This window comes from Prauserella salsuginis, from assembly GCF_024648885.1.
GTDB classification, from domain to species: Bacteria; Actinomycetota; Actinomycetes; order Mycobacteriales; family Pseudonocardiaceae; genus Prauserella; species Prauserella salsuginis.
In genome coordinates, this window is the sequence record NZ_JANBBF010000012.1 from 35194 (window position 1) to 57435 (window position 22242).

Annotated in this window: 19 protein-coding genes and 2 pseudogenes; 17 read left to right on the top strand and 4 right to left on the bottom strand. The window is 66.2% G+C overall.

Going from position 1 to position 22242, the window contains the following annotated elements:
* Positions 1-239: 239 nt before the first annotated feature.
* Positions 240-470 carry a hypothetical protein gene (locus LY40_RS18035; protein WP_258937519.1) on the bottom strand — a complete coding sequence of 77 codons (231 nt, stop codon included), beginning with the start codon at positions 468-470 and terminating at the stop codon, positions 240-242.
* Positions 471-939: 469 nt separating this feature from the next.
* On the opposite strand from LY40_RS18035, the gene LY40_RS18040 reads away from it, so the two are divergent.
* From LY40_RS18040 to LY40_RS18065, 6 genes are all read left to right on the top strand, one after another.
* On the top strand, positions 940-2055 hold the full coding sequence (locus LY40_RS18040; RefSeq protein WP_258937520.1) for an NsdA family TPR-like regulatory protein: 1116 nt from the start codon (positions 940-942) through the stop codon (positions 2053-2055).
* Between the two features lie 534 nt (positions 2056-2589).
* Positions 2590-3234 carry an IclR family transcriptional regulator gene (locus tag LY40_RS18045; protein WP_258937521.1) on the top strand — a complete coding sequence of 215 codons (645 nt, stop codon included), beginning with the start codon at positions 2590-2592 and terminating at the stop codon, positions 3232-3234.
* Positions 3235-3331: 97 nt separating this feature from the next.
* Positions 3332-4543, top strand: a complete 1212-nt coding sequence (locus LY40_RS18050; RefSeq protein WP_258937522.1) for a CaiB/BaiF CoA transferase family protein — start codon at positions 3332-3334, stop codon at positions 4541-4543.
* A 3-nt stretch (positions 4544-4546) separates the two neighbouring features.
* Positions 4547-5413 (top strand): hydroxymethylglutaryl-CoA lyase, encoded by an 867-nt coding sequence (locus tag LY40_RS18055; RefSeq protein ID WP_258937523.1) that lies wholly within the window; start codon positions 4547-4549, stop codon positions 5411-5413.
* Positions 5414-5477: 64 nt separating this feature from the next.
* Positions 5478-6839 (top strand): 2-hydroxycarboxylate transporter family protein, encoded by a 1362-nt coding sequence (locus LY40_RS18060; RefSeq protein ID WP_258937524.1) that lies wholly within the window; start codon positions 5478-5480, stop codon positions 6837-6839.
* A 29-nt stretch (positions 6840-6868) separates the two neighbouring features.
* Entirely contained in the window at positions 6869-7384 is a 516-nt protein-coding gene (locus LY40_RS18065; RefSeq protein ID WP_258937525.1) for a gamma carbonic anhydrase family protein, read from the top strand.
* A 2-nt stretch (positions 7385-7386) separates the two neighbouring features.
* Here the strand turns inward: LY40_RS18065 and LY40_RS18070 are convergent.
* Positions 7387-7729, bottom strand: a pseudogene (locus LY40_RS18070) (transposase); the annotation flags it as partial.
* Here LY40_RS18070 and LY40_RS18075 point away from each other — a divergent pair.
* Positions 7722-8019 (top strand): annotated as a pseudogene (locus tag LY40_RS18075) (transposase); the annotation flags it as partial. The pseudogenes LY40_RS18070 and LY40_RS18075 sit on opposite strands and share 8 nt — an antisense overlap.
* 80 nt (positions 8020-8099) lie before the next feature.
* Here the strand turns inward: LY40_RS18075 and LY40_RS18080 are convergent.
* Entirely contained in the window at positions 8100-8774 is a 675-nt protein-coding gene (locus LY40_RS18080) for a GntR family transcriptional regulator (RefSeq protein ID WP_258937837.1), read from the bottom strand.
* A 162-nt stretch (positions 8775-8936) separates the two neighbouring features.
* Here LY40_RS18080 and leuC point away from each other — a divergent pair, with 162 nt between their 5' ends.
* The 5 genes from leuC to LY40_RS18105 all read left to right on the top strand — a co-directional run bounded on the left by leuC (position 8937) and on the right by LY40_RS18105 (position 16671).
* Positions 8937-10340 carry a 3-isopropylmalate dehydratase large subunit gene (gene leuC, locus LY40_RS18085; protein ID WP_258937526.1) on the top strand — a complete coding sequence of 468 codons (1404 nt, stop codon included), beginning with the start codon at positions 8937-8939 and terminating at the stop codon, positions 10338-10340.
* A gap of 3 nt (positions 10341-10343) precedes the next feature.
* Complete coding sequence (gene leuD / locus LY40_RS18090; protein ID WP_258937527.1) at positions 10344-10952, top strand: 3-isopropylmalate dehydratase small subunit; 609 nt, start codon at positions 10344-10346, stop codon at positions 10950-10952.
* A gap of 80 nt (positions 10953-11032) precedes the next feature.
* The gene (locus tag LY40_RS18095; protein WP_258937528.1) at positions 11033-11728 is read left to right on the top strand and encodes an RraA family protein; all 696 of its coding nucleotides are present in this window, start codon (positions 11033-11035) and stop codon (positions 11726-11728) included.
* 13 nt (positions 11729-11741) lie between these two features.
* Positions 11742-15227 (top strand): indolepyruvate ferredoxin oxidoreductase family protein, encoded by a 3486-nt coding sequence (locus LY40_RS18100; RefSeq protein ID WP_258937529.1) that lies wholly within the window; start codon positions 11742-11744, stop codon positions 15225-15227.
* A 40-nt stretch (positions 15228-15267) separates the two neighbouring features.
* Positions 15268-16671: a 2-hydroxycarboxylate transporter family protein gene (locus LY40_RS18105; RefSeq protein ID WP_258937530.1), complete on the top strand. Its 1404-nt coding sequence runs from the start codon at positions 15268-15270 to the stop codon at positions 16669-16671.
* Between the two features lie 518 nt (positions 16672-17189).
* Here LY40_RS18105 and LY40_RS26560 read toward each other — a convergent pair.
* Positions 17190-17960 carry a GntR family transcriptional regulator gene (locus tag LY40_RS26560; protein WP_372497758.1) on the bottom strand — a complete coding sequence of 257 codons (771 nt, stop codon included), beginning with the start codon at positions 17958-17960 and terminating at the stop codon, positions 17190-17192.
* 277 nt (positions 17961-18237) lie between these two features.
* Here LY40_RS26560 and LY40_RS18110 point away from each other — a divergent pair, with 277 nt between their 5' ends.
* From LY40_RS18110 to LY40_RS18130, 5 genes are all read left to right on the top strand, one after another.
* Positions 18238-19227, top strand: a complete 990-nt coding sequence (locus tag LY40_RS18110) for an AraC family transcriptional regulator (RefSeq protein ID WP_258937531.1) — start codon at positions 18238-18240, stop codon at positions 19225-19227.
* A 191-nt stretch (positions 19228-19418) separates the two neighbouring features.
* A complete protein-coding gene (locus tag LY40_RS18115; protein WP_307876959.1) occupies positions 19419-20234 on the top strand; it encodes an IclR family transcriptional regulator in 816 nt (271 codons plus the stop codon).
* Between the two features lie 116 nt (positions 20235-20350).
* Positions 20351-21154, top strand: coding sequence for a 2-keto-4-pentenoate hydratase (locus LY40_RS18120; protein WP_258937533.1), 804 nt, complete (start codon positions 20351-20353; stop codon positions 21152-21154).
* Positions 21151-21945, top strand: coding sequence for a 2-keto-4-pentenoate hydratase (locus tag LY40_RS18125; RefSeq protein ID WP_258937534.1), 795 nt, complete (start codon positions 21151-21153; stop codon positions 21943-21945). Before LY40_RS18120 ends, LY40_RS18125 begins: the two co-directional genes overlap by 4 nt.
* A gap of 17 nt (positions 21946-21962) precedes the next feature.
* Positions 21963-22154: a tautomerase family protein gene (locus LY40_RS18130; protein WP_258937838.1), complete on the top strand. Its 192-nt coding sequence runs from the start codon at positions 21963-21965 to the stop codon at positions 22152-22154.
* The last annotated feature ends 88 nt before the right edge of the window (positions 22155-22242 follow it).

The following is a 22242-nucleotide window of genomic DNA, read 5'->3' on the forward strand; positions in this document are numbered from 1 at the left end:
GCTCGTGTAACGCCCAGGACGTGCATTCTACCTGCGGAAACAGCGTCGGTGACGGCTGTGACGCCACCATCCGGAGGCGTCACGACCGCGCCTGCGAGGTCCTGGAGTCGGGTTCTCAAGAGGCGATGGCTGATCGCCGTCACACCGTGGCCAGGGGTTGTTCATCAGGATGCCGAGGAGTCGGGTGACCTCGTCGAGCTGTCGTTCGATGGCGGCCAGGCGGCGCGTGACCTCGTCGTTCAAGTCTGCTGCACCTCGAGCTGTGGGCGCGGAACGGACCGGAGACACGGTTCGCAGGGCATGCCGCGCGGCCCTTCGAGTAGTTCGAGCTGCTCGCGGTTGAACGACACCCCACACAGGGCAACGAGTCGCGTGGGAATGCCGGTCTGCGCCGGAAACACGTGACACATCCGCCGCGTCTCGCCGACGACACCCGGCAACGGGCGTCCGAGGTAGTACGCGCTATTCATGACGTGCACCCCGCTCGTCGCGACCTGCGCATGAGACGGCTGATCATCAACCGTCGCCGTCGGCCGCGTCGCGGCTCGGGTCGAACGGGAGTCGCATGGGCGGTCCAGAGCTGTTCGCAGGCCGGGCACCGGGGCGCGGGTGGTAGGAGCATCGACCCCGGGTGCACCGCTCGTCCGCACAGCGCGTCGTAGACACCGGTCCGCTGTCGGACTCCGTCGGCGAACGCCTCGTCGGTGACCGCGTGCTGCTGCCGGTCGATCTCGCACCGGTGCCAGACGACGTACAGCCGGGACCGGTCCTGTGTGGCTGATTCTTTCAAGCCGCTCACCTTCATGGCTGGGAGCAACGGGATGTGTAAGACTGAAATCAGCCTGATGTCAGCTCGACCGACATTGCTACGACAGGAACCCGACACGAGGCCGACATATGGAGACCAGTAGCTCCGGCGAAGCACGGAAGCCGAGGACCGTGCTCGAACAGCAGATCCGTGACGTGCGGAAGATGACGTTGCAGGAGTTCGCCGACTATGCGGACGGCTTCGCGCGGCAGCATGACGAGCCGGGCACGCTGAGTCTCCGTCATCTGGAGCGCCTGGTGTCGGGCCGCGGCCCGGGTGGACAGCCGCTGGGCAAGGTGCGTCCGGCGACGCGCCGGCTGCTGGAACGCATCTTCGAGCTGCCGATCGCGGAGCTTCTCAGCCCTCCGGGTATTGATCGCCAGGAAGTTGCGTCGGCGGACGAACTCCGGGACCGCCTGGGCAGTGCTGCACGTGTGGACGACGAGGTGGTTGGTCTGTTGCACGAGCAACTGTGGACGATTCGGCGCCTCGATCGCCAGCTCGGTGTGGTCGTGGCGCACCAGGAGACTGTGGTGAAGGCAGAGCAGGTCGCGAGCCTGCTACGGCACAGCCTGATGCCGAGCCGTCGAGAGGCGTTGGCGAAGCTGCTGTCGGAGGTATGCACGCTTGCGGGCTGGCAGTCCTTGGACGCCGGCCGGGTGTCGGAGGCGTGGCACTACTACGACCAGGCGATCAGCGCCGCCCGTGAATCAGGCGACCCGGGATACGAGGCACATGCCAGGGCTGAGCAGGCGACGGTACTGGTGGATGTTGGCCGTACGCGGGATGCTGTGGAGCTCCTTGGCGACCTGCGGACTCACGCGTTGCCGGCGAGCTTGCGTGCGTGGCTGGCAGCGACACGAGGAGAAGTTCTCGCGGCAGCGCAGGAGGGGACTGAGTGTCGCCGCACATTCGACGAGGCCGAGGCCGCGTTGCGTGCGTTCGAGGTGAACGAGGGTCCGTATGTGGCACTCGACGAGGTCCACTTGGCCCGCTGGCGCGGCCATGCCATGGCGCGCCTCGGCGACTCCGATGCCAGCGACGTCCTCGTTTCGGCGTTAGGACGTTTGGACCCGAGCTTTATACGTGCCGAGACATCCTTGCGTGTAGACCTTGCGCTCGCACTTCTTCGGCAGAAAGAGACGCGCAACGCGGCGGAGCATGCGCGCCGAGCTCGGGTACTGGCGAGGGAGATCGGTTCCATCCGCCAGCAAAGGCGGCTGGCTACTCGTACGCCGCCCGTCTGAGCATGATCGCCAGAAGCGCGAAGGTTGGCGTTCAGAGGCGCCTACCTGTCGTCTGCTCGTCCTGGGGGTCGCAACTGCGACCTAGCGATTAAAAGGCTGACGCATTGAGTCTTCGGGCGTTCTGAACAGCGATTTCAGTGCCGCTGCTGTCGCGCCACAGCTCGCCGGAGCCGCGGTTGTCACCCGTTCGCACCACGACTCGCACCACGCTGGTATCGCCACTTGATAGGTCCAGGGGTGTGTTCTCGGGTCTCGGATTAGCGCATCGGTTCGACGGCGGCAGCTGCTGCGTCTCGCCATATCGAACAGGACGAGCTCTGTACTACGAAGCTGGCGCTTAGCGGCTTCGATGCTCACCTCCGAGCACATCAGCGTCGACGGTGGATGCATGTCCGGTTGCCGGGGGCGCCGGCGCGCGGTGCTCAGCGCTCCTGATCGAGGAACGGGGCGACCGCGGATCGCACCACCCGCCGATCCGCGGCTGGCCAGTGTGGCAGTGCGCAGCCCGCGCTCACGGACGGATACCGTGGTGCCGTGGCGGAACCAACCGGAGTGGGCGTTCTCGATCGCGTGGTCGCGATTCTCGACACCGTCGAGACGGGGCCGGTCAGTGCGAGCGACCTGGCGCGTGCACTCGGGCTGTCGGTGCCGACCGCGCACCGCATCGTCACGGCCATGGTCAAGCACGGGCTGCTGCAGCGTGATGCGGACGGGCGCCACCACATCGGCCCCCGGTTCGCCTCCTCGGCCCTGACCACCACGGCCATGCCGCTGCTGGAAGAGATCCGGGACCGCACTGGTGAGACGGCCCAGCTGTGGGTGCGACGCGGCGACGACCGGCTGTGTACGGCGAGCGCCGATTCCCGCGAGGAGCTCCGTGCAACCGTCCCGGTCGGGACGCTGCTGCCGATCAGCGCCGCCGGGTCCGCGGCGCGCGTGCTGACGGCGGATCCCCCGGATCCCGATCACCCAGGGCGGCGCTGGTTCGAGAGCGTCTCCGAACGCACTCCCGGGCTGTGCTCGGTGAGCGTCGGCGTGCGCTATCGCGGGGGCATTATCGCCGCAGTGTGCCTGTCGGCACCGGTCTTCCGCGTCGGGGAGGACGGTCCAGGCGCCGAGTACGGCTCGCTCGTCGAAACCGCCGCCGACCAGTTCGAAGCGGCGTTGCGTTACCGCTGACCGCGGTCCACCCCTTGTCCTCCAGGGCGCTCCGGCTTATCGTGTTTATTGTTAATTGAGATTATTTCTCATTATTCGATAAACGAGGAGCTGCACTGTGACGGACGCTCCATTGACCGGGATCCGGGTCCTCGAGCTGGGCAACTTCATCGCCGCCCCGTTCGCCACCCGTCTCTTCGCCGACTTCGGCGCCGAAGTGATCAAGATCGAGCGGCCTGGCACCGGCGACGAGCTGCGAGGATGGCGACGCGCCCGTGGTGACACGTCGATGATGTTCCACACCATCGCGCGCAACAAGAAGTCCGCCACCGTCGATCTGCGCAGCGACGAGGGCCGCGAGCTCGTCCTCGACCTGGTTCGTCACTGCGACGTTGTCGTCGAGAACTTCCGCCCCGGAACCCTCGAACGCTGGGGAATCGGACCCGAGGAACTCACCAAGGTCAACCCGGCCGTGGTTCTCGTGCGCATATCCGGCTACGGGCAGACCGGGCCGTACCGCGACCGCGCGGGATTTGGCGGAGTCGCCGAGGCGTTCGGCGGCCTACGGCACGTCACCGGGCATCCCGACCGGCCACCGGTCCGCCCGGCCGCACCCATCGCGGACAGCGCCGCCGGTCTCTACGGAGCCGTCGGGGCGCTGATGCTCCTGCTGGCCCGGGCCCGCGGGCGGCCACACGAGGGGCCTCAGGTCGTCGATGTCGCGCTCTACGAATCGGTGTTCATGATGATGGAGTCGCTGATCCCCGACCTCGACGCCTACGGCACAGTGCGCGAGCGCACCGCGGGCAACCTCCCCGGCGTCGTCCCCAGCGGCGTCTACCCGTGCGCCGACGACGGATCGGTGATGATCGCCGGCAACTCCCACGGAGCCTTCACCCGGCTGATGAGCGCCATCGGCCGCGAGGACCTCGCCGGCGACCCCGGCCTCGCCGACGGCGACTCCCGCTACGCCAGGGAGACCGAACTCGACGGCGCCATCACCGCGTGGACCTCACGCCACACCGCAACGGAGGCCGTGCGCATCCTCGGTGAGGCCGGGGTGCCGTGCGGGCCCGTCCACGACGCCCGGGCCATCGCCGCCGACGAGCAGTACCGCGCTCGCGACATGCTCCGGCCGATCAAGGTCTCCATCGAGGGCGAGGCCGAGGAGATCCGCTTCCCCGGTGTCGTACCCCGCATCCCCGGAGCACCCGGTGATGTCCGGTCCGCAGGGCCCGCGATCGGCGAGCACACCGACCAGGTGCTCGGCGAGCTGCTCGGCCTTTCTGCCACACAACTCGCCGAGTACCACGCCAGGAAGGTGGTGTGAGAAGTGAACAATCCGAACGTCGTCCTCACCGACGTCGTCCTGCGCGACGGGTTGCAGGACGAGCCCGTGGTCGTACCCGTCGCCGACCGCGCGGCCATCGCCGAAGCCCTCGTCGCCGCGGGCCTGCGCAACCTCGAAGCCGCCTCGTTCGTCAACCCCGACCGTGTCCCGCAGATGGCCGGTGCCGAGGATCTCCTCTCCCGGTTGCCCGATCGCGACACGGTCCGGTACAGCGTGCTGGCCCTCAACGCCCGTGGTGTCGCGCGGGCGGCGGCGGCAGGCGCCGACGAGATCACCGTCGTCGCCTCGGCCAGCCCCGGACACAGCCGTGCGAACGCGGGCCGCGACGTCGACGCGGCACTCGACGATCTCGCCGCGACGATCGCCGCCAACCCGCACGCACGCTTCACCGCGGGTATCTCGACCGCGTTCGTCTGTCCCTTCGACGGTGACGTTCCACCGTCGACACTGGTCGCCGTCGCCGAGCGCTTCGCGCGCATGGGCATCCGCCGGATCGGCCTCGCCGACACGCTCGGCACCGCCGAGCCTGACCAGGTCCTGCGCTCGCTGGCTGCCGTCCGTGAGGCGCTGCCCGATGTCGATCTCGGCCTGCATCTGCACAACGCCCGGGGTCAGGCGTTGTCCACCGTGGACGCGGCGGTGTCGGCCGGGATCGCCCGGTTCGACAGCGCCACCGGCGGATACGGTGGCTGTCCCTTCGCCCCTGGCGCGCACGGCAACATCGCCACCGAAGAACTCGTGGCCCATCTGCACGCTCGCGGGATCCCCACCGGGATCGACGAGCATGCCCTGGCCGAGGCCGCCACCCTGATCAAGGACACGCTGGCGCGCGCCACCGTGCTGACCTGACCGGCCAGCTCGCCGTACCGCTCCCCCGGCGTACAGCCGGTCCAACCATGCTCAAGGACGCGCTATGGTTACCCAGAATTCCCGTTCCACCCACGCCAGTCCCGCAACCGAGCCGGACACATCCACCGACAAGCCCGACAAACCCGATCATTCGACGATCGCAGGCCTGCCGGTCGCCGTCTTCGCCGCCGGGTTCGTGCTCGTCGTCGTCGCCGCACTCACCGACACACTGCCACCCCCGATGGTCACCGGCTTCGCGGTGGCGATGACGTTGGGCGGGCTGTTGATGTGGCTCGGCAACCTTGTTCCGGTGCTCCGCGACTTCGGCCTGTCGGTCATGTTGTGCATTCTCGTGCCCGCCGCGCTCGCCCACGGGGGCCTCGTGCCGACATCCGTCGTCGACACGATCGCGACGTTCACCGGCGATTTCGGCTTCATCGACTTCTTCGTGATCGCCATCGTCGCAGGCAGCATCCTCGGCATGCCGCGCAAGCTCCTGCTCCAGGCCGGTCCGCGCCTGGTGGTGCCGCTGCTGGGCTGCATCACGCTGACGTTGTTCATCGTCGGCGGCCTCGGTGCCATCACCGGGTTCGGCTTCCGGGAAGGGTTGTTCTACGTCGCTGCACCCACGATGGCGGGCGGGCTCGGCATCGGTGCCGTCCCCATGTCCGACCTGTACGCGGGCGAGTTCGGTGGCGACCCGTCCGGCTACATGGGGATGCTGATGTCGGCGGTCGTGCTCGCCAACACCGTCTGCATCCTCATCGCCGGCATCTTTAACGGCGTCGGCAAGCGCAAGCGGCTCTTCGTCGGGTTCAACGGTAACGGGCAACTGCTGCGGGTGCGCGGCAATGCCTCCGAGCTCGCGCTGCCGAAGTCGCCCGCCCGCGCCGATTTCACCGCCATCGGGCAGGGCGTTCTCATCGCCTGCCTGCTGCTCGTCGCCGGCGTGCTGCTGAACGGGCTCGTTCCCGATGTGGACGAACTCGCCTGGTCGATCCTGCTGGCCGCAGTGGTGAAGATCTTCGGGTTGCTGCCGAAACGGATCGAGGATGCCGCGGCGTCCTGGAACGGGCTCGCGACGTCGATCTGGCTGCCCATGCTTCTCGTGTGCGTGAGCCTGAGCTACATCAGCATCGACGACGTCCTCGCCGCGTTGGCCGACCCGCTGTTCCTGGCGCTGACGGTCGGGTCGGTGGTCTGCTCGGCACTGCTCGCGGGTCTGCTCGGCTGGCTTGCGAAGCTCAACTTCGTCGAAGCCTCCATCACCCCGGGACTGGCCATGGCCGACAGTGGAGGAAGCGGTGACGTGGCGATGCTCAGCGCCGCCGAGCGGATTCACCTCATGCCGTTTGCGCAGTTCGCCACCCGCATCGGCGGAATGGTGACCCTGCTGCTCGTCACGCTCCTCGTGCCCGTGTTCTGACCGGTCACGAACCAGAAAGGAAACCCGATATGGAGATCAATGGCACCCGGCCCACCATCGATCCCTCGGCGTGGGTGGCACCGGACGCTGTGGTCGTCGGTGCGGTCACGATGCGTGCCGAGAGCAGTGCCTGGTACACCGCCGTGCTCCGTGCCGATTTCGACGCGATCGCTGTCGGCGAGGGCAGTAACGTCCAGGACGGCACCATCGTCCATGCCGACCCCGGTTACCCGGTCACGATCGGGAACGGGGTCAGCGTGGGCCACCGCGCCGTGCTGCACGGCTGCACCGTCGAGGACGACTGCCTGATCGGCATGGGTGCCGTGGTCCTCAACGGCGCGGTCATCGGTCGCGGCTCCCTCATTGCGGCCGGTGCCGTCGTCCCTCACGGCACGGAGATCCCGTCCCGCTCGCTCGTCGCGGGGGTTCCCGCTAAGGTCCGGCGGGAACTCACCGACGACGAACGCGCGGCCAACCTGCGCAACGCGTCGGACTACCGGGCACTGCAGCAGCAACACGCACAAGCCTGCACCTCCGCCGGCTGAACGAGGTGGTGCTCGATCTCCCGCACCGTCATTCCGCCTGCGTAGAGGTTGATGATCATGTCATCAAGCCCGTCCAACCGGCGTTGACCTTTCCGGATAAGACGCGGGGTAATGGTCCCGGCCCGGTCTCCGGGCACGTCGACGGTGAACGAGCCGACCTCCGACTCGATCGTCTTCGATGTTGTGCCATTGCGAGAGTTCGGGCGCTTCACCGCGGCCGGCTCGCCCTTCTCGTGACCCAGATGGCCGGTCAGCTCGGTCCCGAGACCACGCTCCAGCGTGGTCTCGGGACCGAGCCGGCAACAGCCCACCAGAGCCGGTGATCGCGACGTCGCCGGAGCTCATCAGCCTGGCCGATGGTTACCGCGTATCGACCGAATCGTGGGCCGACGTGCTGCGGGACTGCAAACGCTGCGGCATTCGCGCCCTTGTGCTCGCCGTCGGGGATGGCGGCCTCGGGTTCTGGGGCGCGCTGCGGGAGGTTTCCCGAGACCCGCGAGCAAGGCTGCTAGTTCCACAAGATCGCCAACGTGCTGGCCGCGCTGCCGAAGTCCGCCCACCCGGCGGCGAAGAAGGTGCTGGCCGAGATCTGGAACGCCGAGGACAAACGCCACGCCCGCGATGCCGTGAAGGCTTCGACGTCGCCAGACCTGGAACAGCGTCCTCCTGATGCGGGTACCGCCGCGCAACGCGATGGCACTCGGGTACCGCCGGTTCAGAAGTCGGCCAGCCCTTCGAGTTTTTGGCGCAACGATTCCTGGGAGTGGCGCTCCATGACGGCGTGCGCTTGGGCGATGTCCTGACGCCGCATTGCGTTCACGAGCTCACGGTGGTCGGTGAATTCCGCCTGCTCGTGCAGTCGACTGTCCAGTTTGGGCGCCAGGTAGTACATCCGCCGCGCCTCGTCAATGAGACCCGTGAGTATCCGGGAAGCTCGTTGATTGGCGGCGAGTTCTGCAATGCCGAGGTGGAAAGCCGCGGCAGCTTCCATTGCGGTCTCGTGGTCGGTGGCTCGCTCCTGGGCGTCTACGAAACTCTCCAGATGGTCGAGCCCTTCCGGGCTCGCCCGTTTCGCAGCCTCCACTACCAAGTAGGGCTCGATGAGTTGACGCAGTGCGAAGATCTCCCGGACGTCGTCGAAGCGCAGAGGCTGAACCATGTAGCCCTTGCGGGGCAGGACTAGCACCCAGCCCTCGTGCACCAGGTGGCGTAACGCCTCGCGTACGGGGGTCTTGGAGACGCCGTACTCCGTGGCCAGTTCGTGTTCGAGTAGTGGGCTTTCGGGGCGACGGCGCACCGTCAGAATCTCGCGCTTGATGGCCTCGTAGACGCGTTCGGTCATCGATTGGCGTGCGCGACCGGCATGCGACGGGAGGCTGGGGTCCGTCATGGCCACGTGCCTGCCTTTCGTTCGCGGTCAGGTCAAAAACAGGGTACCGCTCCCTTGACATGTGATGCGGATCGGTCCATATGATGAGGACATCATCGGAATACTGGTGATATATCTCGGCGTGATGGTGCTCCGAGGAACCTCGTCGACAAGGAAGCCGACATGGCGAAGACCGCGGCCGACAAGATCTGGGACGCGCACGTCGTCAGGACTGACGACGCCGGCCGAGACCTGCTTTACATCGACATGCATTTGCTTCACGAGGCGAACACTCCGGTCGCGTTTGACAGTCTTCGGGCCAAGCAGCGCGCCGTGCGTCGTCCCGAGCTCACGTTGGGCACGGAGGATCACGTCACCCCGACCATCGACACCGGGTCGGATCTGCGGGGCACTGTGGCCGAGAACTTCGTCAACAGTATGCGTCGCAACTGCGACGAGTTCGGCATCGAGCTGTTCGAGTTGGGCCACGAGTCCAGAGGAATTGTGCACGTCATCGGCCCCGAGATGGGGCTTTCTCAGCCGGGTACGACGATCGTGTGCTGCGACTCCCACACGACGACCCACGGTGCGATGGGGGCGCTCGCGTTCGGTATCGGTACCAGCCAGGTCGAGCACGTATTGGCGACCCAGACGCTGCCGATGACCCGGATGAAGAACATGCGAATCACGATCGAGGGTGTGCTCCCCGCCGACGTCTCGGCGAAGGACGTTGCCCTGGCGGTGATCGCGAAGATCGGCACCGCGGGGGGACAGGGACATGTGATCGAGTACCAAGGGTCGACAGTCCGTGCCATGTCGATGGAAGCGCGGATGACGCTGTGCAACATGAGTATCGAAGCGGGGGCCCGTGCCGGTCTCGTCGCGCCGGACGAGGTCACGTTCGCCTATCTCGCCGGACGGGAGTACGTCCCAGCAGGCGAGGCTTTCGAGGCCGAACGGGAGTACTGGGAGCAGTTCGTCTCGGACGAGGACGTGGTCTTCGACCGCGAGGTCTACCTCGACGCAAAAGAGGTGAGCCCACGGGTCAGCTGGGGAACCAACCCCGGACAGACCGTCACCCTGGGAGATACCGTCCCGGCTCCGGATTCCTTTCAGGACCCGGTAGAGCGATCGGCGGCCGAGCGGGCGCTGACCTACATGGATCTCAAGCCGGGAACGCCGATGCGGTCGATTCCGATCGATGCGGTGTTCATCGGGTCCTGCACCAATGGGCGGATCGAGGACCTCCGACAGGTCGCGGAAATTTGGCGGGGCCGTCAGGTGGCACCCACTCTCAGGGTTCATCTGTCGCCGGGCTCAGAGGCGGTACGTCGTCAGGCGGTCGCGGAGGGCCTCGCGGAGATCTTTTCCGCAGCCGGGGTCCCGTTGCGTAGCTCGGGGTGCTCGATGTGTGTGGCGATCAACGGTGAGGTGCTCGCTCCGGGGGTGCGCACAGCCTCGACCAACAATCGCAACTTCGAGGGTCGGCAGGGCCCGGGAGTGCGTACCCATGTCGTCTCACCGGCAGTCGCGGCCGCCACCGCAGTTGCGGGGCACCTCGCCGCTCCGAGCGATCTCCAAGGATGAAGATTGACACCTCTGATAACACACACAGGTATCGCCGTCCCGCTCCGACGGGATAATGTGGACACCGATCAGCTTTATCCTGCACAGCGTATCCTTAACGCTCCGCAGAGTCGGATGGGGCATCAGGATGCGTTGATGGCCGACTGGCGTGAGGATCCGGAGTTCGTGCTCAATCTTCCGATTTACAAGGGCGCCTCGGTGCTCGTCGCCGGCAGGGACTTCGGCACAGGGTCATCTCGCGAGTGGGCGGTATGGGCACTCGTCAACTACGGCTTCCGGGTCGTGCTGGCGCCCCGTTTCGGGGACATCTTCCGCGGCAACGCGGCCGAGAACGGCCTTGTCGCCGGTGAGATGGCGGAAGTCGAGGTCGAAGAACTGTGGGACAGTCTGGAGCATGATCCCGGGAAGCGACTCGAGATCGATGTGGAGCGTCTTCAAGTTCGGTGCGGCGAGTCCAGTTACAACTTTGCGTACCCCGAACACTTCCGCCAGCGAGTGATGCGCGGGTTGGACGAAATCGACCTCACCCTCGAGTACGCGGCCGAGATTGCCGCGTTCGAGACACGCCGTCGAGCCACGAAGCCGCGTGAAACCAGCGGGGGTGACAGTTGATCACCACACCGTCCGAATCGGATCGTATCCAGCGTAGGCTCTTCGGTCAGGTCGAGACTGAACGGATACGAACCACAGAGGTGCCGCGGCACGATCCGTCCATACTGGAGACGTGGGCCGATCTGCCGGGCCTGACGGCGCTCGTGGCCGATGCTCTGGACGAACTCGGCGCCGGCGCCGTGCTCGGTACCAGAGCTGTCGCTCCGCTGGCACCCAACATGCGGGTGTGCGGACCGGCCGTCACGCTGCGCTATGTCGGGGTGCAGGGCGAGCCCGGTATCCACCGGGCCGCGGGCGCGAGCGTCCTCGCTGGAGATCGAGACTTGTACGCTGTCGCGAGCCCCGGTGACGTCGCCGTGGTGGACTGCGGGGGAGTGACCTCCGCCGTCATGGGTGGCCTGTCCGCTCAATGGGCGTTGACCGCGGGAGTTGCCGGCTGTGTGGTGGACGGCGCGGTCAGGGATGCCACCGCGATCGTCGACTCCGGACTGCCCGTCTGGAGCCGGCACCGAACCCCGCTGGCAGCGCGTCACCGCGTGGAGGCGATCGCGCTCAACGACGTCGTCAACATCGGTGGGCGACCGGTCAGGCCGGGTGATCACATCGTGGGCGACCTCGATGGGATCTGCATCATCCCCCACCAGCTCGTGCCGACCGTGGCCGAGCGGTGTCTGACGGCGCACGACCGCGAGGAACGCCTCATGGCGACCATCGCCGACGCGACCGACCTCGACGAGCTCGTGCGGGCCACGCGCTCGACTCGAGTTGCGGACTGATCCGGGAGGACTCATGAGCTTCTCGCTCGACGATCGATACACGCTCCGAGAGGGCACGGCCTATCTCACCGGAATCCAAGCGCTGGTCCGGCTCGTGCGTGACAACGCGCTGGCCGACCGGCGGCGCGGAATGCGGACCGGCTCGCTTGTGTCCGGCTACGAGGGATCTCCGCTGGCAGGGTATGACATGGAGCTGTCCCGGAGAGCCGATCTTTTCGCCGATCTCGATCACGTCCATCTCCCTGGCGTGAACGAGGAGTTGGCGGCCACCTCTGTGATGGGCTCGCAGCTGGCGGACCAGGCCGGCGATCTGCAGGTGGACGGCGTGACCGGGTACTGGTACGGCAAGACACCCGGCCTCGACCGGGCCTCCGACGCGTTGCGCCATGCGAACCTCATCGGCACCCATCCCCGGGGCGGTGCCGTGGCGCTGGTCGGTGACGATCCGGCCGGCAAGTCCTCGTCGTTGCCGGGCAGTTCCGAACTCGCGCTGGCCGACCTGCAGATGCCGACTCTCTATCCGGCCGACGCAGAGGACGTGCTCGGCCTGGGCAGACACGCCGTCGAAATGTCGCGCCACACCGGACTGTGGTCGGCGATGAAGATCACCACCGCAGTGGCTGACGGCGCGTGCACAGCCAGTCTGCCGGGGGAAGGCACATCGACGAGACCCACCGTGCTGTCGGCCGGTGACCGACACCGGCCCGACGCGATGCTAGGCGGCTCCAACCTGGTCACCCTCGAGCGGAGTCAAGTCTCGCAACGACTGCCGCGGGCGCTCGAGTACGCCTCGGCCCATAACCTCAACCGGATGCTGGCACACACCTCCGATGACCGCGTCGGTCTGGTCTGCGCCGGCAAGACCTACCTGGACGTTCGCGACGCTCTGGATCGCCTCGGGCTCAGTCAGGAAGAGTTGGAAAAGCGAGGCATCCGGCTGCTGCACCTCGCCATGATCTGGCCGTTGGACCACGCCGAGATCCGGGAGTTCGCGCGGGGACTCCAGGAGATCGTCGTGGTCGAAGAGAAGCGACCCTTCCTGGAGGACGCCATTCGCAACGTGCTCTACGGCGTCCCGGATGCTCCGCGGGTGCTCGGCAAGGTTGACGATCGCGGCCGCGAGTTGGTGAGCCCGGTGGGCGAGCTGGATGCCGATCAGGTCGCGACGGCACTCGCACGCCGGCTCGGGGACGTTCACGGCATCGAGTCCGCGTTGGAGTGGAGAGAGAAACGACCGCGGACCCGTACCGCCTTGCCGTTGCTCGCCCGCACGCCGTACTTCTGCTCAGGGTGCCCGCACAACAGCTCCACCAAGGTCCCCGAGGACACGATCGTCGGCGGCGGCATCGGGTGCCATGCCATGGTGCTGTTCACCGACGACAAGCAAACGGGACAAGTTCTCGGGCTGACCCAGATGGGCGGTGAGGGGAGCCAATGGCTGGGGATCGCTCCGTTCGTCGCCCACAACCACTTCGTCCAAAACATCGGCGACGGGACATTCACCCACTCCGGCAGCCTCGCCCTGCGCGCGGCGGTCGCTTCGGGCGCCAACATCACGTACAAGCTTTTGTACAACGCGACGGTTGCGATGACCGGTGGTCAAGATCCGGTCGGTGAACTGTCGTTGTCGCGCTTGACGCGGCTTTTGCTGGCCGAGGGAGTGAGCAAGGTCGTCGTGACCTCCGAGGATCCGCGACGTGCTCGGCGACAAGGTTTGCCGTCGGCCGTGGAAGTCCGTGATCGCGACGACGTAGTCCACATCCAGCAGGAGCTGTCGGCGGTGCCTGGTGTGACCGTGCTCATCCACGATCAAGAGTGCGCGGCGGAGACGCGGCGTAAGCGCAAGCGCGGTCTCGCCGAGACGCCACGGACGCGAGTCATGATCAACGAACGGATCTGTGAGGGCTGTGGCGACTGCGGTGAGAAGTCGAACTGCATGTCGGTACGCCCAGTGGAGACCGAATTTGGCCGCAAGACGCGTATCCATCAATCGTCGTGCAACCTCGACTATTCGTGCATGAAGGGAGACTGCCCCTCCTTCGTGACCATCACCGTGGGCAAGGAGAAGCCGAAGCGGACCCGGGCGGCCGACATTACCGCGGAGATCCTGACCGAGCCCGAAGAACCGGCACAGGTCGACACCACCGACTACAACCTGCGGATCACCGGAATCGGTGGGACCGGAGTGGTAACCATCGCGCAGATCATCGCCACAGCGGCCGTGATCGATGGACGGGACGTCCGCTGCCTGGACCAAACCGGGCTGGCGCAGAAGGGCGGCGCCGTCGTATCCGACATCCGCATCACCCACCGCGAGGTCGCCTCGAAGATCCCGGAGTCGGAATGCGATCTCTATCTGGTCTGCGACAGTCTGGTCGGCACCGACCCCACGAATCTTAAAGGCGCCGACCCCGGGCGTACCACCGTGGTGGCTTCAACCGCGGAAGTGCCCACCGGACAGATGGTGGTCGACACCGGGATCCGTTTCCCGAGCGCCGGTCTGGTTAGCGACTCCTTGGAGTCGGTCGCACGACGGAAACTGGAGGTGGATGCCGCGAAACTCGCCGAGTCGCTGTTCGGCCACGAGCAGTACGCCAATATGTTGCTCGTCGGCGTCGCGTGGCAACTCGGCCGACTCCCCGTCAGCGCGAAGGCGATGGAACACGCCATCTCACTCAACGGTGCGGCGGCCGAGACCAATATCCAGGCGTTCCGGCGGGGGCGCCAGTTGGTCTGCGATCCCGCGTCGGTCGAGAGTTCGATACGGCCACAGCGTGTGTCGCAGCCCCTTGAACTCCCGGACGTGAGCGACGTCGTCGCACTGGCCGGAGCAGCTCCCGGGACGGAACTGGCTCGGCTGCTCAATGTACGGGTGCCTGACCTCGCCGACTACGCAGATACTGGTTACGCCCGCGTCTACGCGAACTTCGTCGCGCGGGTCCGAGAGCGCGAAAATGCCGCCGTCCCGGGATCGACTGCGGTTGCCGAGGCCGTGGCACGGAATCTCTACAAACTGATGGCCTACAAGGACGAATACGAGATCGCCCGCCTCGTCCTCCGATCCCACCTCGACGAGACGGTAGCCCAGGAGTTCGGCGCGGATGCCCGCTATCAGGTGCAGCTGCATCCGCCGATGCTGCGCGCGATGGGCATGAGCAGGAAGATCGGCTTCGGTGCCAGGTCGCGATCGATCTTCACGCTGTTGCGGAATGCGCGTCGCCTGCGCGGCACGGGGTTCGACATCTTCGGACGGCATCCGGTGCGACGTATGGAGCGTGAGCTCATCACCGAGTACCGCGCGGCGATCGACGACGCCCTTCAGTACCTGACCCCGGACAGCCTGACCACGGTCGTCGAACTGGCCGAGCTTCCCGATCAAATCCGTGGTTATGAGCAGATAAAGATCGACAACGTCGCCGCCTACCGCAGCGCGCTCGCACAGGCTCAGGCCGACCTCGAGAGTATCTCTAAGCCCAGCTCTGCCTCCAACGCTCGTTGATCCAGGCGGCAGGGAACCCTTCGTCCCTACGGAGACCATCATGTCCAGAAAACAGACTGGTCGCGGCGACGAGCTATCGGACACGCCCGGCCGCAACGGCGGTCACGGGGACGCGGAGTCTTCGCTCGAGCCGACGGAGCCGAAGCACGGCATGACGATCGCGGGCCTTCCCGTCGTGCATTTCGCAATGGCCTTGAGCGTCGTCCTGCTTGCGGCCATCACCGACACCCTTCCCAACACCCTGGTAAGCGGTTTCGCCGCGTCCATGGTCGTGTCTGGATTGTTGATGTGGCTGGGGCAGCGTGTTCCTGTCTTGCGGGACTTCGGTCTGCCGATCATCCTGTGTCTGTTCGTACCGGCGACCTTGGTCTATTTCGATGTCATGCCCGCCAGCGTCACGGCGCTGTTCGACTCCTTCGTCGAGGAGCAGGGCGCGATGGACTTCATCCTCGTCGCGATCATCGTGGGCGCGATCTTGGGTATGCCTCGGCGTCTGATCCTGAAGGCCGGCATTCGCTTCGTGGTTCCGGTCATCGGCACTATCGCCGGTGTGTTCACCGTGATCGGCATGGTCGGCGCTGTGATTGGCTACGGGTTCGGCAAAGCGGTGCTTCTTGTCGCGGCTCCCGTGATGGCCGGCGGGCTCCCGATCGGGGCTATCCCGATGAGCGAAATGTATGCCGACAGCACGGGCGGCGATGCGGACGCGTTCTTCCCGGGGCTGGTATCGGCACTGTTGGTCGCCAACGTCGTGTGCATCATCGCCGCTTCCGTGCTGAACGGCCTGGGCAAAGGCAGGCGTCGCACCTTTGTCGGGTTCAGCGGGAATGGCAAACTGCTTCGCGTCACGGGGACGCGCGAGGATCTCGAGCAACCGGACGTGGCTACCAGTGCGAAGTTTCCCGCTTTGTGCCAGGGCTTACTGCTTTCCGGAGTCGTGTTCGTGGTGGCGACCATGCTCTCTTCCATGGTCCCGGCCGTTCACACCTATGCCTGGATGGTCTTCGTGGCCGTGGCAATCAAGCTTCTCGGACTGCTCCCTGCCAACCTGGAACAGGCCAGTACCCAATGGGGTGACTGGGTGTGCGGAGGTCTCATTCCTGCCTTCCTGGTGGCCATGTCCGTAAGCAAGATCGACATCGCGCAGGTCATCGATTCTTTCGACGATCCTCGATTCATCGCGCTCATCCTGGCGTCTGTGCTGGTTTCCGGGCTGGTCGCCGGGGCGTTGGGGTGGCTGCTGAAACTCTACTTCGTCGAATCGGCTATCGTGCCGGGGCTCGTGATGGCGGACACCGGCGGATCCGGCGACGTGGCCGTACTTTCAGCCGGAGAACGGATGAATCTGCTTCCCTTTGCGACGATCGCTACCAGGTTCGGCGGAGCACTCACGCTCGTGCTCACCTCGTCGTTGGTGCCAGTACTCGGCGGAGCCCTGGCGTAACGAGTCATGTCTTCGGTCCTAGCTTGAGTTCTAACCTGTTCGGCGTGGTCGGGGTGATCTCGACTTGGCTTTGGGGTGTCGTTGAGGTTGTGACGCGCACGTCATGACGGGTGGCTGGCCCATCATTGCGACGGTCGGTTGGCCGTGCCGTCCCGGTCCGGGCCGTGTTGATTTCGGTGCGCTGCGGGACAGGCGGCCTTTGCGCGGAGGTGCCGAAACTCCGTGACGAACCCGAGCAGGGGCGAGGCGATCTGGTTGCGCAGGTTTCCAGGGGCGCCGTAGATCGGCGGCCAGTCGGTGGGCGAGGCGGAGTTGGGTGTAGGCGGCCAGGATCAGCCAACCCCACCGGTCGGCCTGTTCGGGTGTGCGTAGCTTCGGGCAGGTCCACCCGAAGTAAGAACTGACGTGTAGCGGAGGCTAGCTCTAACCCAACTTCGGGGAGTGCCAAAAGCGCCATGTACTTATGCGAAGTAACGGACGCAACACCGGAACCCCACGCGGTCTCGCCAGCTGACGCGTCAGCGACCCGTTGAAACACGCCTCGACCGGCGACGACGTGTCGGTGTCCTACACAGCTGCGAAAGTGAATAACGGCTCGTCGTTGCCTGGTAGGCGAACTTGGAGTTCGTACTCGGCGAGGTCGGTGTGTCGGTCAAGACGGCGCGCCGCGTTACGGAGAAGACGATGTAGTTGGCCTGGATCGTCGGTGTCTGCCTCTGCCATGAACGACCGGACTTTGCCTGCCGAGATGGATCAGCCGCAGCGCGAACAGCGGTTCCCAGGCCATGCGCGTTCCTCCGAGTCGGGGGCCTCGTCGACAGGCTGAGACTTCTGCGGAGAGAGGAGGACCGCGCGGCGCCCGCGGCTGGCTTCGACGAGGTGCCACTGTCGCAGGATCGGTTCGCCGTACCTGCGGAAACGTGGTGCTCACGTTGGATCTGCTTCTGTGTGGGGGCGGGATCACCCGGCCGGAGGCGACCGTCGAGGACCGAGCGCCGGATCTTGGCCGCGATCTGCTCGTAAGGTGCTTCGGGGTAGTCCTTGGCCCGCTCGACTCGATCGAGTGAAGGCATGGACGGGCATGCGGGTGGCGAGCGAGGTCGCCGCGCGTTGGTCGGATTCGGAGACCCACGCAGAGTAGACGCGCGTCGAGGGCGAGCTGGGACGCCATGCGGTCGGCGATGGAAACCCACGATGCGGTTCGACCACGCGTCCTTGACCCGCGTACAGGTAGACCGTGCCATCGCCTGCGTGGTGCTCACGGGGATACGGCTTGGGCACAGCAACATCCTTCCCTGCCTGCCCACCAGCAAGCGATCTCAAATGTCACACATCCCTTCATCAGCCCCCGGCCTCGTACGCCGCGACGGACAGGCCGAGGGCCTCACGCGGGTTCGTGCTGGCTGAACGGGCCGGGGGGCTTACCGATCGAAGGGGTCGCTGAATTGATGTGGCCTGCGAGAACGGACACATATGTCAGCGTTGACATGCGGGTGGTGACGGGGGTCACGGTGGGCTCGTATTGTTGATAACCTGAGTCATTCCGCCCGTTAGCGGAGGTTGTCGATGGAGCAGTCGAGGCTGGAGCCGGTCGCGGTCAGGTGCACCGCGACCGACGACGCCCAGCGTCTTGGCGCGTCCGTTTACTTCCCTCACCGCCTGGAGGTGCTGGGAGATTCGCGGCCGTTCGACATGCGGTTGAAGGCCGTGTCGTACGGGCCGGTGACTGTGGGCATGCTCAGCTACAGCGATCCCGTTCACATCGAGACCGACGACATGGAGACCGCGTACGAGGTCAACATACCGTTGGCGGGCTCGGTGGAGTGCTGGTCAGGTTCCGACCAGGTCGTGGCGTCGCCACAGCGGGCGGTGCTGTTCCGCCCGTACGGCGTGACATCGATGCGGGGGTTCGGGCAGGAGAAACCCCTGCTCGGTGTGAAAGTGGATCGCTCGGCGCTCGAGGCGCAGTTGAGTGACCTCGTCGGGTCGAAGGTGAGTGGCCCGATCAGTTTGTCCTCGGCGCTGGACCTCACGGCGGGGCGCGGTCGCGAGTGGTGGGCGGTTGCACGGTCGGTGACGGACCTGTTCTCCGCCGTCGACGACGGCGCTGCGCTACTCAACAACGCCCTGGTCATGCGGCCGCTGATGCAGAGCCTGCTCACCGGTCTCCTGTTCGCCGCCGAGCATCCCCACCTCGCGCACGTCCTCGAGCCACCGTCGGCAGCGGTGCCCGCCGTGGTTCGGTGCGCCCAGGATTTCATCGAGGACCACGCTGACGAGGCTCTGACCGTGTCCGACATCGCCTCGCAGGTGGGGATGAGCATCCGGGGATTGCAGGTCAGCTTCCAACGGCACCTGCAGACGACACCGATGGAGTACCTGCGCGATGTCCGACTGCGGCACGCGCACGCTGAACTGATCACCGCCGATCCGGACCGCACGACCATCGCCGAGATCGCGTACCGCTGGGGCTTCGGGCACCTCGGGCGGTTCGCCGCGCATCATCGCGCCACCTACGGAACCACTCCATCCGAGGCACTCGGCTCAGCCCTCTGACCTGCGGCATCGCGGCCATGCGCTTCCTGGATAGCAGCCGTGCGTTTCCCGGCTCGGTCGCAACGTGACCTGCGACATACGTTCGGTGTTGCGCCGACGGCAGCACGACTGGTTCAGCCGCTCAGTCGAACTGGACCCACCGTCTTCGCATGTGACAACAACGTCGTTGGATCCCAGGAAAGGACAGCCGGATGTTGCAGACTGTCCAGAAGATCGGCCCGGTGCTCGATCTGTTCACCATTGATCGTCCCGAGTGGGGCGTCTCCGAGGTCGCCGAACGGATCGGTGTTCCCCGTTCCAGCGCGCACGCGCTGCTGTCCAGCTTGGTCGAGACGGGCTTGCTCCAGTGCCGCACGCGCGGTCGCTACCGGATCGGCTGGCGGATCGTGGAGCTGGGCGAGACGTTGCGCGGAACCGTCGATGTGCGATCCGTTGCCGCACCCGTGCTGCAGGAGCTGGCCGACCGCTTCGGCGAGACCAGCCACCTTGCCGTCATGGAGCGGTACAAAGTGCTCTACGTCGACAAGATCGTCGGCAACCACGTGATCAATGTGACCGGCGCGCGCATCGGGGCCGCGCTCGACGCGCACTGCAGTGCGGTGGGCAAGGTTCTGCTCGCGCACCGCGATCCGGAGGAGATCCGTCGCTTCGTCATGGACAAGCCGCTTCGCAGGCTCACGCCGTCGACGATCACGAACCCGAGGGCTCTCGAGCAGGAGTTGGAGACGGTACGCCGATCAGGTTGTGCGTTCGACCTGGGTGAGGCGGTGCAGGAGGTGCACTGCGTGGCAGCGCCGGTTCGCGATGACTTGGGCGCCGTGGTGGCAGCGATCAGCATGACCGTGCCGGCGAGCCGCTTCACTCCGGCGCGCAACGAGATCAAGCGCGCCGTGATGGCGGCCGCTTCCGATGCCTCCAAGCGCATGACGGAGGACTTCGGACCGGCGCCGGCCCTCGCAGCCGTCCGCGACAACCCCACCGCGCTGCCCATCGCCGCCGGAATGTGAGACGAGGAAGCCACCTGGGGCCGGCGGCTCGTCGATCGAGAACCGGATCCACCCCGTCCCATCGGGGAACCGGCGCTACCGCAAATGAACCACGCAGAAACGCGAGGACCGACTACATGGATGCCGACGAGGTCACGAAGACGGCGGACAGGCTGCTCGCCGCTTACGCGAGCGGATCACCCACTCATCCGGTGATCGCCGATCACCCCGCTGCCGATCTGGACGACGCCTATGCCATCCAGCAGGCGCAGGTTGAGGAATGGACCCGGCGTGGCGATGTGATCGGCGGCCACAAGGTGGGGCTGGCTTCGCGCGCCATCCAGCGCCAGATGAACGTTGACCAGCCGGACTTCGGGCACCTGACGAGGTCGATGTTCAAGTTCGAGCACGAGCCGATCCCGGCGAGCACCTACCTGCAACCCCGCATCGAACCCGAGACGGCCTTCGTGCTCGGGAAGACGTTGCAGGGCCCTGGTGTGACGATCGCCGATGCCGTTCGGGCCGTAGAGTTCGTCCTGCCGGCGCTGGAGATCGTGGACTCCAGGATCAGCGACTGGAACATCTCGATCGTGGACACGGTAGCGGACAACGCCTCGTCCGGGGGCGTCATCCTGGGCAGCCGTCCCGTGGCACTGGCCGATGTGGATCTTCGCCTGGTCGGGTGCACGCTGCACCGCAACGGCGAGCTGGTCGAGACCGGTGCCGGGGGAGCGGTTCTCGGATCTCCGCTGAACTCGCTGGTTTGGCTGGCGAACACGGTCGGGCCGCACGGCGTGGCGTTGGAACCCGGCCACGTCATCTTGCCCGGTTCGATGACCAAGGCGACTCCGATGGAACCCGGCGACACGGTGGTCAGCACGACCGCCGGGCTGGGCACCGTCACCGCAGTCCTGGGTGCGAAGGAGGAGCAGGCCGTATGAGCACAACCGAGCGGGAATGGTCCGTGGCACGCGGGGCCAGGGCCCTCCTCGATGCCGAGAGCAGCGCGACTGCGCGCGGTTCGATCGAGGCCGAGTGGGACGGGCTGGATCTGGGCACCGCTTACGCGATCCAGGACGAGGTTTTGCAGCGTCGCGTGCAGCGCGGGGAGGTTCTGACCGGTGTCAAACTCGGGCTGACCTCTCGTGCGAAGCAGCGGCAGATGGGCGTCGATGCGCCCTCGGTGGCGTGGCTGACCGACGCGATGGTCCTGCCCGCCGGAGATCCGGTTCCGCGGTCTCGGCTGATCCATCCACGGGCCGAGCCCGAGATCGCGTTCGTCATGCGAGACCGGCTTGCCGGACCGGGTGTCACCGCGACGTCGGCGATGGCGGCGGTCGATCGTGTGCACGCTGGTGTCGAGATCATCGACAGCCGTTACTCGGGTTTCAAGTTCACGCTTGCCGATGCGGTTGCCGACAACAACTCATCGGGTGTCTACGTCACCGGTTCGGTCGGTCTGCGACCCGAGGACCTGGATCTGGCGTTGGAGGCTTGCCTGCTGGAGGTCGACGGTCAGGTGGTGAGCAGTGCGACGGGGGCTGCGGTGCAGGGGCACCCAGCGGAGGCGTTGGCGTTCGCTGCCAACACCCTCGCCGAGCGGGATGCGGCCATCGAGGCCGGTTGGATCGTGCTGACCGGTGGTATGACCGACGCGGTGCCGGTGGCGCCGGGCGCACGGGTAGCGGCGCACTTCACCCACCTCGGATCGATTTCGCTTTCAGGAGGCTGACCTTGCCGTTCATCGACGTGACCATTGGAGAAGGACGGTCGCCGGAACAACTCCGCGACCTCATCCACGAGCTCACACACGCGACGCATCGCGCCATCGGAGCGCCGGTCGAGTCCATCCGGGTCGTACTTCGCGAGTGCCCGCCGACCCATTGGGCGGCCGGTGACGTGACCATCGCCGAACGACGCGCTACCCAAGCCGGCAACTGATCACGACCACGAGAACCCGGTCCGTGTTCCACAACCGTGGACACGAGCCGGGTTCTCGCGCGTTCGCGTCCGGACTCCTGACCACGGC

Bases quoted from the DNA above. Each gene is read 5' to 3' on its own strand.
- LY40_RS18035 (WP_258937519.1), bottom strand. From the start codon at position 470: ATGAATAGCGCGTACTACCTCGGACGCCCGTTGCCGGGTGTCGTCGGC.
- LY40_RS18060 (WP_258937524.1), top strand. From the start codon at position 5,478: ATGGTTACCCAGAATTCCCGTTCCACCCACGCCAGTCCCGCAACCGAG.
- LY40_RS18065 (WP_258937525.1), top strand. From the start codon at position 6,869: ATGGAGATCAATGGCACCCGGCCCACCATCGATCCCTCGGCGTGGGTG.
- LY40_RS18080 (WP_258937837.1), bottom strand. From the start codon at position 8,774: ATGACGGACCCCAGCCTCCCGTCGCATGCCGGTCGCGCACGCCAATCG.
- leuC (WP_258937526.1), top strand. From the start codon at position 8,937: ATGGCGAAGACCGCGGCCGACAAGATCTGGGACGCGCACGTCGTCAGG.
- LY40_RS18100 (WP_258937529.1), top strand. From the start codon at position 11,742: ATGAGCTTCTCGCTCGACGATCGATACACGCTCCGAGAGGGCACGGCC.
- LY40_RS18105 (WP_258937530.1), top strand. From the start codon at position 15,268: ATGTCCAGAAAACAGACTGGTCGCGGCGACGAGCTATCGGACACGCCC.
- LY40_RS26560 (WP_372497758.1), bottom strand. From the start codon at position 17,960: ATGTTGCTGTGCCCAAGCCGTATCCCCGTGAGCACCACGCAGGCGATG.
- LY40_RS18110 (WP_258937531.1), top strand. From the start codon at position 18,238: ATGGAGCAGTCGAGGCTGGAGCCGGTCGCGGTCAGGTGCACCGCGACC.
- LY40_RS18115 (WP_307876959.1), top strand. From the start codon at position 19,419: ATGTTGCAGACTGTCCAGAAGATCGGCCCGGTGCTCGATCTGTTCACC.
- LY40_RS18120 (WP_258937533.1), top strand. From the start codon at position 20,351: ATGGATGCCGACGAGGTCACGAAGACGGCGGACAGGCTGCTCGCCGCT.
- LY40_RS18125 (WP_258937534.1), top strand. From the start codon at position 21,151: ATGAGCACAACCGAGCGGGAATGGTCCGTGGCACGCGGGGCCAGGGCC.